This window comes from Opitutales bacterium (genome assembly GCA_013215165.1).
In the GTDB taxonomy this organism is placed as follows: domain Bacteria; phylum Verrucomicrobiota; class Verrucomicrobiia; order Opitutales; family JABSRG01; genus JABSRG01.
This window is the reverse complement of record JABSRG010000016.1, coordinates 1-16261: the sequence shown is the minus strand read 5'-3', so window position 1 is coordinate 16261 and position 16261 is coordinate 1. Positions and strand designations below refer to the sequence as shown.

General features: G+C 48.9%; 12 protein-coding genes. 8 read left to right on the top strand and 4 right to left on the bottom strand.

Annotated elements, in window-relative coordinates; genetic code table 11:
- Nucleotide 1: 1 nt before the first annotated feature.
- Together xth and HRU10_04970 are read right to left on the bottom strand one after the other, a co-directional pair.
- Nucleotides 2-763: an exodeoxyribonuclease III gene (gene xth, locus HRU10_04975; GenBank protein NRA26585.1), complete on the bottom strand. Its 762-nt coding sequence runs from the start codon at nt 761-763 to the stop codon at nt 2-4.
- Between the two features lie 21 nt (nt 764-784).
- Complete coding sequence (locus HRU10_04970; GenBank protein ID NRA26584.1) at nt 785-1447, bottom strand: metal-dependent transcriptional regulator; 663 nt, start codon at nt 1445-1447, stop codon at nt 785-787.
- 248 nt (nt 1448-1695) lie between these two features.
- Here HRU10_04970 and HRU10_04965 point away from each other — a divergent pair, with 248 nt between their 5' ends.
- On the top strand, nt 1696-2889 hold the full coding sequence (locus HRU10_04965) for a glycoside hydrolase family 88 protein (protein NRA26583.1): 1194 nt from the start codon (nt 1696-1698) through the stop codon (nt 2887-2889).
- 55 nt (nt 2890-2944) lie between these two features.
- Complete coding sequence (locus tag HRU10_04960; protein NRA26582.1) at nt 2945-3460, top strand: DUF3016 domain-containing protein; 516 nt, start codon at nt 2945-2947, stop codon at nt 3458-3460.
- A 458-nt stretch (nt 3461-3918) separates the two neighbouring features.
- Here the strand turns inward: HRU10_04960 and metH are convergent, their stop codons facing one another.
- Nucleotides 3919-7653, bottom strand: a complete 3735-nt coding sequence (gene metH, locus HRU10_04955) for a methionine synthase (protein NRA26581.1) — start codon at nt 7651-7653, stop codon at nt 3919-3921.
- Between the two features lie 97 nt (nt 7654-7750).
- Here metH and HRU10_04950 point away from each other — a divergent pair, with 97 nt between their 5' ends.
- The 6 genes from HRU10_04950 to HRU10_04925 all read left to right on the top strand — a co-directional run bounded on the left by HRU10_04950 (nt 7751) and on the right by HRU10_04925 (nt 14082).
- Complete coding sequence (locus HRU10_04950; protein ID NRA26580.1) at nt 7751-8620, top strand: ABC transporter substrate-binding protein; 870 nt, start codon at nt 7751-7753, stop codon at nt 8618-8620.
- Nucleotides 8621-8726: 106 nt separating this feature from the next.
- Complete coding sequence (locus HRU10_04945; GenBank protein NRA26579.1) at nt 8727-10559, top strand: TonB-dependent receptor; 1833 nt, start codon at nt 8727-8729, stop codon at nt 10557-10559.
- Nucleotides 10560-10812: 253 nt separating this feature from the next.
- Entirely contained in the window at nt 10813-11235 is a 423-nt protein-coding gene (locus HRU10_04940; GenBank protein NRA26578.1) for a GxxExxY protein, read from the top strand.
- 549 nt (nt 11236-11784) lie between these two features.
- Nucleotides 11785-12558, top strand: a complete 774-nt coding sequence (locus tag HRU10_04935) for a methylenetetrahydrofolate reductase (GenBank protein NRA26577.1) — start codon at nt 11785-11787, stop codon at nt 12556-12558.
- Nucleotides 12559-12611: 53 nt separating this feature from the next.
- Entirely contained in the window at nt 12612-13688 is a 1077-nt protein-coding gene (locus tag HRU10_04930; protein NRA26576.1) for a hypothetical protein, read from the top strand.
- A complete protein-coding gene (locus tag HRU10_04925) occupies nt 13681-14082 on the top strand; it encodes an ACT domain-containing protein (GenBank protein NRA26575.1) in 402 nt (133 codons plus the stop codon). The genes HRU10_04930 and HRU10_04925 overlap by 8 nt, the downstream gene beginning before the upstream one ends.
- 18 nt (nt 14083-14100) lie before the next feature.
- Here the strand turns inward: HRU10_04925 and HRU10_04920 are convergent, their stop codons facing one another.
- Nucleotides 14101-16089 (bottom strand): hypothetical protein, encoded by a 1989-nt coding sequence (locus HRU10_04920; protein NRA26574.1) that lies wholly within the window; start codon nt 16087-16089, stop codon nt 14101-14103.
- Nucleotides 16090-16261 lie beyond the last annotated feature (172 nt).

The following is a 16261-nucleotide window of genomic DNA, read 5'->3' as shown; positions in this document are numbered from 1 at the left end:
CTTACTTGAGAGTGATTCCGACGGGGCAATGGTCTGAGCCTATAATCTCTGGATGTATAAATGAAGTCTCCACGCGCGGAAATAGACGCACGCTACAGCAGACGTAATCGATGCGCCATCCCACGTTTCTGGCCCGTGCACCCGCCCGGTAGCTCCACCAACTGTAGTGGTCTGGCTCGCCTGGATGTTGGGCGCGAAAGGTATCGACGAAGCCGGCGTCTAGCGTCTGGCTCAAGCTCAGTCGCTCCTGGGGGGTGAAGCCGGCGTTCTTTTGGTTGGTTTTGGGATTCCTCAGATCGATCTCTTCATGAGCTACATTGAGGTCCCCACAGAAAATCACGGGTTTTTTGGCATCGAGCTCCCGCATTTTTTCGCGGAAAGCCACATCCCATCCATCGATACGATAGTCTAACCGTGCCAATGCATTTTGAGAATTGGGTGTGTATACCGATACGATGTAAAAATCGGCATACTCTGCGATGACCACACGCCCTTCAGTATCATGTACTTCGATACCCAAACCGAATATTACCCCGATCGGCTCAGTTTGCGAAAGAATAGCTGTGCCGCTGTATCCCTTTTTTTCAGCGTAATTCCAGAATTGAAAGGGGTGCGTCTCTTTCAACACATCGGGACGTGTGCCTTCGTTGACTTTAGTCTCTTGCAAGCAAATCACATCGACTTCGAGTCCCAACAAGGCCGCTTCTGCATCTTTTTTCATAGCGGCTCGAATGCCGTTCACGTTCCAAGAAATGATCTTCATAGTTGAGCTGGGTCTTGGAGCTTAGCGCTCCACGAGAATTTTTTGGGCCGCCGGAATTCCCAGGGTAATCTTTCGTTCTGATTTTGCGAATTGCAGGATCAAGCAAGCCGCCATCTCGTCGCGTTGGATCAGTCGCATGTTGGTACTGGGAACCAATTGGTTGCTTTCAGCAAAACGGAGGAATTTCGAATCTTGATCTATGAGTTGAGCGATGACGAATGCTTCGCCTTCTCCTACTTCAGATAATGGTTCTATTTTCCGAAAATGGAATTCCCCTTCAGCAGATGGGATTACATCGCCGTGTGGATCGGTCGTGGGGTGCCCAAGGAATTTGTCGATATATTCGAGCACTCGATCGGAAATGGCGTGTTCTAAGTGCTCGGCTTCCTCATGGATCTCGGACCAGTCCATTCCTAAGGTTTCGACTAAGAAATATTCAATTAGCCGGTGTCTGCGCAGCATCTTTATAGCAATCTTTTGTCCCTCGGCTGTGAGGGTGATGCCCACCCTTGGAGTATATAAAGCTAATCCCGACTCGGCTAAACTCTTTGCCATTGTGGTGGCTGTGCCAGGCACCACTTCCATTGCCTGAGCAACGGCGCCCATGCTGGCTACCTGATCAGAGCTCTTTCGCGCAATGAGAAAGATCTGCTTTAGGTAGTTTTCGACAGTCGTGGACGGCATTAGCTACACTATTTTGAAGGCTGAACTTTGGGCAATGAAAACAGTAGATTTTTATCCAAGGGTTATTATCTCTTGTACCTACAATTGCGTTGATTTAATAAATTATGGATAACGAAATACCGGTTGATTTTTCAAATGTTCTGGAGGGAGCGGCAACTGATCAGGTTCCTTTGGGACAATTTAAATCGGTGATGCTAAAACAAGGTACAAGGCTTTCTTGGAACTCTCGGAACTCAGGTATTCTTAGCATGACAACTGCATGCGATTCCCGTGGATTCAGTAGATTAGAATTTTCCAGTTCATGTGGCTGGGCTTTTGGAGTCCACTGGGACTACATTTCACATGCTCAAAAGCTCCGAATTCCGATTCCTGAAGGAATTCATGATATTTATCTAAAGAATATTACTGGAGATGGAGACGTCTGGGTTGTGGCTGAAGCGCCGTTAAGTCCAAAATTTATCCAACTCGATTCTGAACTAGGTATTCGAAAGCAAGCATCACTGGGAAAATTGCGTGAGGAGTCTTTTTGCCAGTTTGGTTGGATGGGAGGCTGCGTTCTGGAAGGCATGGTTGAGCAAGCTAAAAAATCGCCTGACAAAAATTGGGAGGATGCTATCAAACTTTGGTTAAGCCGTTATCTAGATGAGCGATCTCTCTCTTATCAAAACGCACGGGGTCAAAAAGTGAACAACAGGTTCACAGGGATCGAAGTAACTCTACCTGTTGCAGTCATAGCACGTTTCTATCCAGACCATCCTTCAATCGACCTGGCTATCGAATTCTGGGAATCAAAAACACATTCCAAGGGTATGATCATGGATGGAAACCTCATCTCTGCCGAAGGGAATTATACGGTTGCTTACCCCATGGCCATTATCTCGAAGTTGCTAGACGACTCAAATTTGGCTCAAAAAGCGATTACTCAGTCATGTCTCAGGAGAGAAGCCCTGTATCATGATTCAAATATATACTTACGTAATGAGTTGGGTGAGCTGAGTTTCAAGAACTGGACTCGTGGTAATTGTTGGTATTTTCTCGGTTTGGCAAGAACGCTCGAGACACTGGGAAAAGACTCGGCCCCAGAACTTTGTGAACACTTGATTGAAGTAGCTGATGTATTGATATCTCGGCAGCGTGCAGATGGTCTCTGGGACAATTTCCTTGATGAAGCAGGGAAGAAACCTGATACGTCTGGATCTTCTGGGATTGGTGCCGCTCTCGTGACCGGATACCGAATGGGCCTGTTGGATCAGCGGGCAACCGAAGCCGCAAAGCGTGCTTACATTGGTATCCTTAGCCACCTTGAACCCGATGGTTGGCTCGGTTGCGTCGCACCCAACAATAAGAGAGGCGAAGGCGAACAACATGGAGATCAGCGGACAGTAGAACCCTTTGCTCTGGGACTATTTGCACAACTAGATGCTGTCATCGAAGATTTTTAGCGAATTATCAAAATCCCAGAACTAAATCGGCATCCGACGGTCTCTAGATCACCACATGAAAACGCTACCATCTCTGCTTTTTGCACTTATTGCGGGAGTCCTTCTGGCGGCTCCCTTGTCAGCTGAGGAAGAAAATGAATCCGTTACGATCACGTGGAGTAACACCGACAAGTATCGTGATGTCCGCAGCACAACGGGTGGTCCGATCCACGAACTCAAGCAATTCAAGCCGGCTATCGAGCGTGAGGTTCAAAAATACGTGAAGCGGCAGTTTCCTGAGGGCACCCAACTGACCATGGATATTGTAGACGTGGATTTGGCAGGTCGTGTAGATTTCGCAAGAGCCCAGGAGATCCGGGTTATCAAGAGTATCTACCCGCCTGCTATGACATTCAGTTTTACCCTCAGCGACGCCGAAGGCAACGTTCTCGCAGAGGACGATAAGAAACGTATCTCCGATGTCGGTTTCCTTTTTGGACATCAAAACCCAGTGCACCGAGATCGGTATGAGTATGAGACCGAAATGGTGCGCGATTGGTTGCGCAGCCTAAAGCGCGAGACGAAGATCTGATAGTTTGCTCAGATTTTTCGTGAGGCTGTGGAACTTTAATCTTCCATTACCAAACAGCCGGTCGTCTCAGCGAGACGACCGGCTAGCTTATTATTTGGACTAAGTTGGTGGTGGGGGTAATTAAGGGGACGGGGAGATCTTCTGGCTGTCGTTTTGACAGCACCGACAAATAGCGACGCAAAAAAGAGGAGCGATTACTCGCCATCGCTGTTACCCATCGGTGCCCTTCTTGTAGCGGAGCCGCTCTGTCGGCTCGCGGCTTCGGTGTGGATCGGAGTAACGGCCGGCGCCCCGACAGAGCGGGTCGGCTACAACGCGGGCGGGGCATACTGATGTTGAGTAGGGTGATCGCGAGAGCGATTGCCTTCGTGCGGATCAAAGCTCAAGTCAAGCAATGGCTGTCGCCATCACTCTACGCTTTTAATCTGAGCTCAAAATCAAATTTTCGCCGATCTGGTCTAATAATCCAGATACGGGGACAGCCAGCGTTCCACCGTCGTAAGATCCATTTGCTTCCGAGCAGCATAGTCTTCGATCTGATCTTTATCAAGCTTGCCGACGCTGAAATAGCGGGACTCTGGGTGGCAGAAATAAAGGCCGCTAACTGAACTAGCTGGAGTCATGGCGAAGCTCTCGGTGAGCTCGATACCGGTATACTTTTCGGCTTGGAGCCAATCGAACAGGGCACGTTTTTCGGTGTGGTCGGGGCACGCCGGGTAACCGGCCGCTGGGCGGATGCCGCGGTATTTTTCCTTGATCAGCTCTTCGTTACTGAAGTTCTCATCATGGCCGTAGCCCCAGATCTTACGGACTTCTCGATGCATCCACTCGGCGAATGCCTCGGCTAGACGGTCGCCGACCGCTTTGGCTAGGATGCTGTTGTAATCGTCGTGATCGTCTTCGAATTCCTTGGCGTATTCTTCTACGCCGTGGCCTGTTGTCACAGCAAAGCCACCAATGTAGTCTGCAAGGCCCGTGGATTTGGGAGCAATGAAATCCGAGAGGGCGTAGTGTGGGCGCCCATCTGAGCGTTCGCCCTGCTGGCGGAGGGTGTGAAACATACGATCCACAGTGCTGCGGCTCTCGTCGGTGTAGACTTCGATATCATCGTCGACAGCGTTGGCAGCTTCGATCCGCACGACTCCGCGCGCATGAAAGCGCTCGTTTTCGATCACATCCTTGAGCATCACGTTGGCGTCATCGAAAAGTTTGCGTGCCTCGCCGCCGACCTTGGGGTCGTCGAAAATCTTAGGATAGCGCCCGCGCAGCTCCCAAGTTGCGAAGAACGGTGTCCAGTCGATAAGCGGTAACAAAGCGTTGAGGTCGAGGCTTTCGTAAACCTTTGTGCCGGTAAATGAAGGCTTTTCAGGTAAGTGGGCATCCCACTTAGGCTTAAACGCGTTTGCCCTTGCTGCTGCGATGGGAGTCAGGGGTGCCTTTTCCCGATTGCCGTAAAAATCTTCGCGAATCTTGGTCTGCTTTTCAGCGATTTCAGTCCGTGTCTCTTTACTCAGGGTCGGGCTCAGTAGATTGTTCAACACATTCACAACCCGGCTAGCGTCGGGAATGTGGACGACCGGTTGGCCGTAGTTGGGTGCAATTTTTACAGCGGTGTGCGCTGCCGATGTCGTGGCGCCGCCGATAAACAGGGGCACGGAGAACTCCTCACGTTCCATCTCTTTGGCTACGTAAATCATCTCGTCGAGGGATGGAGTGATCAGACCGCTGAGACCGATCACATCTGCGCCGATTTCTTTGGCTTTGGCGAGGACTTGATCGCAGGGCACCATCACGCCCATGTCGTGCACTTCAAAGTTATTACAGGCCAGGACGACTGCCACGATGTTCTTTCCGATATCATGGACGTCGCCTTTCACAGTCGCGATGAGAAAGGTGCCCTGTGTTTTGGCGGTGCTACCGGCTCGCTCCTTTTCCTCCTCCATGTAAGGGAGAAGATAGGCCACCGCTTTTTTCATGACCCGCGCGCTCTTTACGACCTGGGGCAGAAACATCTTTCCGGCACCAAATAGATCACCGACCACGGACATGCCGTCCATGAGGGGACCTTCAATGACCTCGAGGGGACGCTCGAATTGCTGGCGCGCTTCCTCCGTGTCTCCATCGATATGATCGACGATGCCCTTGACGAGCGCATGTTTAAGACGCTCGTGGACGGATTGGTTGCGCCACTCGTTTTTAGTGGTGTCTTCTGTTTTTTCACCGGATTCGGCGAAACGCGGAGCTGCGTCGATGAGGCGTTCCGTCGCGTCGGAGCGACGATTGAGGAGGACATCTTCGACGAGTTCGAGGAGCTCTTTATCGACTTCGTCATAGACGGCTAACATGCCCGCATTGACGATGCCCATATCCATGCCGGCTTGAATGGCATGGTAGAGAAATGCCGCGTGCATGGCTTCGCGCACGGGATTGTTTCCTCTGAAAGAAAAGGAAATATTACTCACCCCGCCCGATATTTTGGCGAACGGGCAGGTGGCCTTGATCTCTCGAGTGGCCTCGATGAAGTCGACTGCATAGGTATTGTGCTCCTCGATACCGGTGCCGACCGTAAGGATGTTAGGATCAAAAATGATGTCCTCGGGTGGAAAGCCAGCTTCTTCGACCAGGATTTTATAAGCGCGTTGGCAGATGCGGACCTTATCTGCACGTGTGGCCGCTTGGCCTTTTTCGTCGAAGGCCATGACCACTGCTGCCGCGCCGTATTGGTGCACGAGTTTTGCCTGTTCGACGAACTTTTCTTCCCCCTCCTTGAGACTGATGGAGTTGACGATGGGCTTGCCTTGAATGTTCTGAAGGCCCTCTTCGATGATCTCGAATTTCGAGCTGTCGATCATGATGGGAACCTTGGAAATGTCGGGTTCGGAGGCGACGAGTCGGAGGAACTGGCGCATACTGGCGACGCCGTCGATCATACCTTCATCGAAGTTGATATCGATGACATTAGCCCCATTCTCAACTTGCTGACGGGCTACCGATAAAGCTGTTTCGAAGTCGCCTTTTTTGATCAATTTTTTGAAGCGCGGTGAACCGGTGACGTTGGTGCGCTCGCCGATCATGACAAAAGACTGCATAGCGGTGTCCCCGATTTTGTAAGGCTCGAGACCGCTGAGCTGCATGGCACTTGAGCGCTCGGGTAGGCGACGCGGCGCGGCATTTTGAGCACCGAAGGCGATCTCACCGATATGCCCCGGCGTGGTGCCACAACACCCCCCAACGATATTGAGTAGGCCATCTTGAGCGAACTCGCCTAAAACACTACGCATGTTTTCAGGTGTGTCGTCGTAACCGGTTTCTGAAAGCGGGTTAGGCAAGCCGGCATTGGGGTAGACGTGCACATAGCAATCTGCGATCTTAGCGAGGGTCTCGACATACGGACGCATGTCGGCTGCTCCAAGGGCACAATTGATACCGACGCAAAAGGGGCGGGCATGGGCTATTGAGTTCCAAAATGCCTCGGTTGTTTGGCCCGAAAGCGTTCGGCCAGAAGCATCAGTAATCGTGACAGAAACGATGACAGGTAGGCGACGGCCGGTTGCCTTGAAGAAGTCGTCGATTGCAAACAGGCAGGCCTTTAGATTGAGGGTGTCGAACACCGTTTCTGGCATCAGAATATCCACGCCGCCTTCGACGAGGTGGACGATTTGCTCATAATAGCTGTCGTACACGTCTTGCCAGGAAACCGCGCGGTATTCCGGAGCATTGACGTCGGGCGATAGCGAGAGCGTCTTGGTCGTCGGGCCAATCGCTCCGGCAATGTAGACTTTGCGCCCCGGGTTTTCCTCCATGAATTTTTGGGCCGTGTCGACCGCCAGACGAGCGGCGACTTGATTGAGCTCTGGGACGATGTCTTCGAGTTCATAGTCTGCTTGGGATAGGCGCGTCCCAGAAAAAGTGTTGGTCTCAATGATGTCAGAGCCGGCCTCCATGAATCCGCGGTGAATGTCCGCAATGATTTCTGGCCTGGTGAAAACCAAGAGCTCATTATTGCCCTTTAAATCTGAATGATGGTCGGCAAACCGTTCGCCACGGAAGTCAGCCTCTTCCAATTTATGTTGTTGAATCATTGTGCCCATGGCGCCGTCGAGCATCATGATTCGCTCTGCTAGCGTGGCATGCAGCTCAGTGTGGGTCGCCTCGTCTTTCTGGCGGAGATCGGAGTGGACTGAAATCGTCATGTAGAAATACTGATCCTTAAGTTGGAGAAACAAAACGCATTGACACCTGGGAAGCAAATCCGGATTTATTTCGATCGCATCAAGATATCTTGATTTGATGATTCGTAATAGATTTTCCAGTCTGATTTATTCGTTGCTCATAGCGTTTGGGGGTTGGGGCGGTGTGTCCGCAGCGCCGATTGAGGCCGACCGCGTTGTTGTTCTGGGTTCAGGTTTGACGGAGCTCTTTTTCTATTTGGGGCATGGCGACCATGTAGTAGGACGAACGCGGTATGCTACTTATCCCGAAGAAGCGCGTATGGTCCGCGACGTGGGCGGCATGATTGACCCTGATTTTGAGACCATACTTGGGATAGATCCGGATCTTATTCTCATCAATCATTTGGCTGCTGTTGATGAAAATTTAGACCGGCTTCGCAGTCTGGACATTCCGGTCCGCATTGCACCGATGGAGGATCTTGATGATCTTTTCTCTGCGACGCTTTTGATCGGCCAAATTGCGGGCGAGCTAGAAGCTGCCATGGCTTTAGTCGATGCTTGGAAAGAGCTGGTCGCGGAGGCTCGCGCTGATGGCAATTCAGTCAGCAAGTCTATCTTGTTAACTTATGATGCAGAAGATCTTTATGCGGCGGGTGAGGGGAGTTTTCCCGGCGACTTGATTGAAACGGTCGGATTGCGGAATGTTGCTGCCGCTTCAACATCGGCCTGGCCCCAGTTGAGCAAAGAGGCTGTTCTGGCCGATATACCCGATGTCGTTGTGATCGCATCATCTACGGCGGGCACATTGCGTCGCAATCAGCAGACACTCGCGGCTATCGAGGCCGGAAGCCACCCGTTTTGGAAGCTGGTTTTTGAGATACGGCGGCCTCGATTTGTCCTGGCGGATCCAGGTCTTTTCGTTGTGAACGGCCCTCGAACTATCGATGCCTTGGCAATGCTCCAAGATCTGAGCAAACCCCATCAATGATTTACCATTACCGTGCCAATGGGCACAGCATTCGACTGCAACAAATTCTGATGGCTCGCAATCATCCCCAATTCTCTACACACCACGCACATTCAATTCACTTTCTATGAAAACAACCCAGAAAATCCTCACCCTGAGCCTAGCCTGTCTTTCAGGTGCTGTCTCAGCGCACGCTCAATTGGAAGAGCTCGAACTTGTCGTTGTCACGCCTCACCGCGGAGACCGCACCTTGTTGGAAGCAACAAGCACCGTCAGCCTGATCGATTCGGTTGAAATCGATGTCAGTTTTCCACAATCACTCAGTGAGGTAGTTGAGCGTGTTCCTGGTGTAAATGTCGCCCAGAATGGCGCTCAGGGGGCGGCATCTTCTATTTTCCTGCGCGGCACCGAAAGCGACCATACGTTATTTGTGGTCGACGGCATTCGCGTATCAGATGCGAACACATTGTATGGAAATTTCTTGGGCGGTGTCCTTCCAGGGAACACGTCGCAAATTGAGATCGTACGTGGGCCACACAGTGTGCTCTACGGCGCGGATGCAATCGGGGGAGTCATTGCCATCAATTCAATCAAGGGTGAGGGTGATCTCACCTATGGCCTGAGTGGTTTGTTTGGTTCCAATGAAACATTCGGCGGCTCTTTGAATGCACAAGGCGCTTATGACGCTCTATCATTCAGCATCGCGGCAAGCGCGTTTTCCACAGATAACGAGCGTCCTAATAATGCCTTCGATAGTGATCAGTTGGCTCTGCGTTTGGATTATGCGGTGTCAGACGAAGTGACTATTGGTACGACCTTTCGTCGCTTTCATCAGATCTACGGGAGCCCCAACAGTCGCTTTGTTAATGATCTAGATAACGAGGATAGCGAGGAACAGTTTCTCACTACAGTTTTTGCCGAAGCGACCTTCTCCGACACATGGAGCACGCGACTCACCTTGGGTTATCAGGATCAAGAGTTTATTTCGATCGATCCCACCTTTGCCAGCGAGACGCTGCTTGAAAACAAGCGCTTCGTCATCGATTTACAGAATACGGTTATCTTGGAAGCACATACCCTTACCTTCGGATATAATGGCGAGCGCGCGGATAGCTTATCGACCGGTTTTGGTTCAGTCGACACCGATCAAGATCTGCATGCCGTGTTCGTAGAGAATCTTTGGGACGTCACCGAGCGTTTCACCCTGTCCACCGCGGTGCGTGCTGATGACTTCGACTCTTTTGGCTCTGAGATCACTTGGAAGGCCGGTGCGATTTGGGAAGCCGTTGAAGAAAAGGTATTTCTTAGAGCCAACGTCGGGACTGGGTTCCGTGCGCCGAGTTTTCTTGAACTCACTGCGGATAGTCCATTCTTCGTGGGCAACCCAGATCTTGAGCCTGAGGAATCACTCGGATGGGGTCTAGATATTGAGACATTTTGGCTGGATGGCCAACTCGGAGCACGTATCGGTTATTTTCAAAACGATCTGGATAACCTGATTACTAGCGATTTTTCCGTGTTTCCTTCGACCTCAATCAATATCGCTGAAGCACGCACGCGTGGCGTCGAACTTGAGACGCGTTTCCGTCCTGTCGATCAGCCTCATGAGTTTGGAATGAGCTATACTTGGCTTGAGGCTGAGGATACCGGATCCGATCTCCGCCTGTTGCGTCGCCCCGAGCACACCACTAGTGTTTCCTACGCCTATATCGGTGATGTCTGGGGCTTCGACATTAAAGGACGCTGGATCGTGGGCAGAGAAGACATCAATGCTCAGACATTTCTGCGTATTGATGGCGAAGACTTCCTGACATTCGACGCGGGCCTTAGCTACAACTACGGAGAAAACATGACGCTTCGCCTCGCTGCAACCAACCTGCTCGATGAATCCTACGAATCTGTTCACGGATTCCCCGCGTTGGGACGCCGCGTAGTAGGCCAGGTCGGTTTTGATTTCTAGAGAACAATTAACAGGCCGCGGAAGACGCAGAAAAGCGCGGAATTTAAAATTGAAATGAAGATAGAATGACTTTCCGGATAAAACTTCCGCGCAATTCCGCGTCTTCTGCGGCTAAAAAAAACGGGTTTATGGAGAGTTTGTGTGTGCCTCTCGGCTTGCAATTCAGAATATTCAATGAGCCGCGGAAGACGCAGAATAGCGCAGAAATTAAATTTAAAATGGAGCTTGGATGAATTTTCCCGAAAATGAGTCAATGGAGAGTTCCACATCTTCTGATGCTAAAAACATCGACGATTCAAAGTTTCTTTATCGCGACGAGTCCTACGCCATTCGGGGTGCTGTTTTTGAAGTATACCGAGAAATGGGATGTGGTTTTCTTGAAGCCGTTTATCAGGAGTGCCTGTGTAAAGAACTCACAAGACAGAGCATCCCATTCCGTGAGCAAGCTCGGTTGCAATTGGAATACAAAGGCGAGCCTTTAGAGCAGCAGTATGCCCCAGATTTCATCTGCTACGGAAAAATTATACTCGAAATTAAAGGGGTGAAGGCCCTCGCCCATGTGCACCGGGCACAGATGATAAACTATCTGAAGGCTACCGGGCTAGAACTAGGTTTCCTGATTAACTTCGGTGCCCATCCGAAAGTTGAAATCGAACGCATGGCTCGCAGTAGGTGATAGTGAAGCTCTCATGTCTCGATGTGTTCAGTGTAGAAAACAACGAGCCGCGGAGTGAGCAGAATTGAAATAGAAATGACGATAGAATGACTTCGTTAAGAAAAATTTTTCCGCGCTACTCCGCGTCTTCTGCGGCAAAGAAATGGGTGAATGGAGAGTTTACGTGTCCCTGGGCATGCAATTCAAAATATTCAATGAGCCGCGGAATGCGCAGAAAAACGCGGAAAATAAATTCAAAATGACGGTGCTATGGTTTCGTTGAAAAATGCTTCTGCGGCTGAGAAATCATCCTTTTTAATCACAACTATCCCATGATTTTGACCACAGATTACGCAGATATTCACAGATCTTTATGAACAAGAGAGATTTACGAAAAAGAGAATCGTTCACAAAATTCTACAGGATAAAGCGTATGGATACCTCGCCAATTCAAAGGTAATCATGTAACTTTCATCCTTCTCGAGGACAATCATAAACACCTAATAACAAAATACTTATCTGTGTAAATCTGCGTAATCTGTGCTCCAGGAAAATTAGAATTTCTATAGGATGCCTGTGCTTTTTAATCACTCTATTTTTATGACGCGCTATTCGATCGAACTCGTTCCACGTAAACAGGCTGTCTTACTAGAAGAGGCAGAGGGAATCGCGCGTCGGTTTCCTCAGATCGACACCGTGAATATCCCTGATCTCGTGCGGTTTAAAACGCCGAGCTGGGAAGCGTGCCGCGCGGTGGCTCCGCATTTTGAAAATCAAGTGCCTCATATACGTGCGGTTGATTTTGATGTCGATGGTGCCGAAGAGCGTCTCCTTGCTGCCGTGGAGGGTTTTGGGGAAGTGCTGGTTGTATCGGGGGACCCGTCTCCAGGTAAAATGGTCGAACGGGCATCCGGCCATTGTTTATCAGTGATTACTAAGCTTCGTGAGCTCCGGCCCGACCTGCATGTCTATGCCGGGCTCGACCCATACCGCCAGGGAATGCAGGACGAATTTGAGTATGTGCGTAAGAAGATGGATGCCGGGGCCTGTGGGTTGTTTAGTCAGCCTTTCTTCTCCATTGATTTATTGCGGGCCTATCGCGATCTGTTACCTGCCGAAATACCCATTTTTTGGGGCTTATCGCCTGTCCGTAGCGAAAAGAGTAAGGCTTATTGGATCGATATAAACCAGGCCCTCTTCCCACGCGATTTCGCCTTCACTGTGGCCGGAAACCAAGCAGTCGCACGAGAAATTGTCGAGGAGGTCAAAGCGAATGATGATCACTTATACTTCATGCCCATCCGGATGGATGCTCTAGAGTATTTAGCGGGAATCTTTGATTAGAGTGGCGGAAGCGTGGATTTGACAGACGTGATGCGGCTACCCTTTATTTCGGCATGAAGACAGCCATATCTCACACCTTAGCTGCTTTAATAGGTGCGATTGTCGTGGGTGTGATGTGGGTTTTCTTCGGGCCGGGTGTCACTGATGTAGAAATTAATAGGTCTGACCAAGTTGACCGAAATTCGCTGGTTGAGCTGGACGGGATAGAAAAGAAACCATCCCAGCCGGATGACCGGCAAAGTGAGGTTTTTGATTTTTTAAAGGATAAGCCTCTGAGCCGTGCTGCTGCCGACGTGTGGCTGAGGGGTATTCCCAGAAACAGCCTTTTTGCAGATAGATTCGCTGCGGCAGGTATGTTGCTAGTTGATATCGATCTGATTCGCACAAGCTTGGAGCAAGAGCCTGAAAACCCATTTGCCCTGTATGCTGCTGCCAATTTGAGTGGCCTTGAGCCTGAGGAGCAAAAAGAGTTCCGACAGCGGTTTTTCGAGGTGGATTCCAGCAATGCTTTGGCCGGGTATCTTTATGCTCAAAGTCTGGCGCAGTCCGGGCAAATGGATGAGGCTATTTCTGTTCTTAATGAGACATCGCATCGAACCGGATTTGAGAATTATGCGCAGCATTTCATGTTGAATGCACAGGATGTCTTCTTGGCTGTCGGGAATAGCTATTCTGAGGCACGAGCATTGAGCGCAGCACAGGTGGTTGTCCCTTATGCCAACGACATGCGCGAACTGGGCGACTCACTAATTTGGCAGGCTTTGACCCTCTCTGAAGAAGATAGCGTCGAGGTGCGTGCCTTAGTATCATCAATGGGAGAGCGTTTGAGTGGCATAGGCCTCGGGCGCTATGCCGTGGAATACCTCTCGGGCATATCTATCGAGCGAGCTGGCTTGGAAGGTCTTCCAGAAGATTACCCGTCACCCTATGACGGTCTTTCTGTCGCACAAGCGCGACGAAGTATCGATGACGAATATGATCGAGTGGTGAGAGTGCTCCGTGAAACAAGGCCACTGATCGATGCTGTGAATACAGATCCCGATCTTTGGTCACGCTACGCAGAACGGATCAATCTCTGCGGTGAAGTCAACGCCATAGATTGGTTGAAGGCTGAACTGGATGATGAATGAGAACGAAAACGAACTCAAAGCGCTGCTAAGAGATATTTCCCCTGAGCGCATCCCTGGCGAATTCGTTTTCCTCAGCTTTGAAGGAGGGCTCTACGGTAAGCATGCTGAGCTTGAACCTATTGCTTCGTTTCAGGAGCCTGAGGGTCTGACACTTGTGGTGCCTAAGTTACATGCTGATAGTCATGGGATGGCTTATGAAGGTATTTTTGCAGCAATCACCTTAACGGTTCAGTCTAGCCTGGAGGCGGTCGGTTTTACGGCGGTTTTCGCCGGCGCTCTGGCAGCACAGCGTATCCCAGCAAACGTCTTCGCTGGATTTAACCACGATCATGTATTCGTCCCGTTCGAGCGGGCTGACGAAGCGATGCTGGTGTTACGCGGACTAGGGGAGTAGATTTGATGATTTGAAACTTCATTTGCGAAGTAGGTATTCAAGGCTGTTGAGGAGTTCCTTGTGGATTAAAACTGCAAGATCGTCTCCCTTTGGTGCATCTGCGATTTTGTCATATAATACGTTTTCTGAGAGGGTGTTTTTATTCCTTCTTTTGTACGACTGAAATTCACGATAACCAATGTTGTCTTTTCCAAGGAACAAATTGTGCACCGGGAAATTTATAGCTCCGAACTTATTAATCACTTCGATTTCTGAGAATTCAGAATTTCTATTATCAGTCTCGCCAACCCATTCATCTCGATTGTAATAATCAATGCCGATAGAACGAAAGAATGACCAACTGTGATGGATGCCTGATCTTCTAGCGTCGTAAATGGGAATGGATAACAGCATTCCGTCCAAAGGTAATTGGTTCTTTATCGCAGAATTCAGCACTGACGGTGTTAATAAATGGCTCGAAAAAACGACAATTTTGCGGTCTGGATAAGTTTCAGAAATATCGTCAATTACAGCTTTAAAGGTGTCTTCATAGACTCCATGTAAGCCTTCCTTTCCCAAGTTAAAGAAAGCCTCGCCGTGTCCTCTTGTTCCAGGCAAGGTTACGTGAACAGAGTCATATCCATGGTGATCCAGGATAGTCATTAACGGCCTATTTTCTCCTGATTCTGGTAAAGAGACTGATCCAAATTTAACATGAAAGAGGACTATGATTGGAGACTTTTCGCGATATATATTTTTTAAGACCGGGATGTTTACGTTATGTTTATCGAGAGGTATTTTGTCGATTTTTAGAGATTCTTGTGGGATTTCTTTTGGATCGGTCCATAGGTGTAGTATCTTTTTCAAGGACTTGGCATCTAAATCTAATTCGTAGAGGTAAGAAGCATTTGAAGGATCTTTTACTACAAACGTGAGTATTCTACCCTTCCTCGAAACCTCGTGTAGCTTCACATGACTACTAATCAACTTATTTTTGACAAATTCTGTATAATTTTTGTATTTCTTAGTTAGGAATTTATAGACTTTCCGGTAGTCTTCTATGTCGCTCACCCACACAAATGAATCATCTTTCACACTATGAAGTAGAATTCCTAAAGATTCGAGGTTTTCATGGCTCAATCTTATTCTCCTCGTTTCGAAAAACTTTGATCGCCCTTTGAATTCATAAATAGTTTCTACTATTTCTCTTCCCCCTGAAGAAAGTATGATTAAGCTGTAATCTTCAACAGAGTTGCGTTTGATCGCGAAATGAGTTCCATCTTTCCGCGTATTCAGAGGAATACAGCCTTGCGGTAGTGTTGTTTCTTCGATGTTTTGGCCATTATAGAGAAGCGCTCTGTTGTCTGTTCTTATAGAAGAAAATCCCAACGTCGGATTCTCGGATGAATCACAGATCCACCTATTAGCCCACTCTGACTTGAGCTGCTCATAGAATTTGATAACATCGTTCTCGATGTCCAATTTAAAAGGGATTGCTCTTGATCTCTCGAAAATCGGTATTTTGAAACCGTTTTTGTCTTCTTTAGATTGATTGAGCTCTCGTGAAAGAGTATCAATGTATGATTCGTTTGGCATACCGAATATAAGGCTGTTCTCTAATTTCTGTGTTATAGAGTAATTTCTGTTAGTCAGTTTCTTTACAAAATCGAAGTTGCGTTTAGGGTTCTTTAGATCGACAAACGTCGTGCCCAATTCGAAATGATCCCTTGCATCTTTGTTTGGATCTCGCTCTATTTTGCGTCGGAAAGATAGGACATTTTCACCCAAGAAAACAGGGCTCACAAAGTATTGTCCGCTTTCTGAACGAATAATCTGCTCGGAGTCATCCGGTCCAATCAACAGCAGCTCCTTGGATTTTTTAGGATTGTTGAAGAATAAACGAAATTCTCCAGATTCGCTGATTGTAACATGGGTGTAGGAAACATCAGGTATCAATAATTCGCGGATAACGTCTGAGCCAAAATTAAAGCAAGTGGAGGTTAGGAAAAAGATGACAAAACGAAGCATTTCAGCGGTTATAAATTCCAGGTTTGATTGGAGAGAACTGTTGTATTGAGCATTGAGTGGACCGATTCTGGCTCAATAGTAAATATATTTATTAATCACAGCCATCCCATAAGACCTGATGGCGGAGATCAAACCTGAGTATTGATGGGCTGTAGCGGTTGATCGTGTCTAT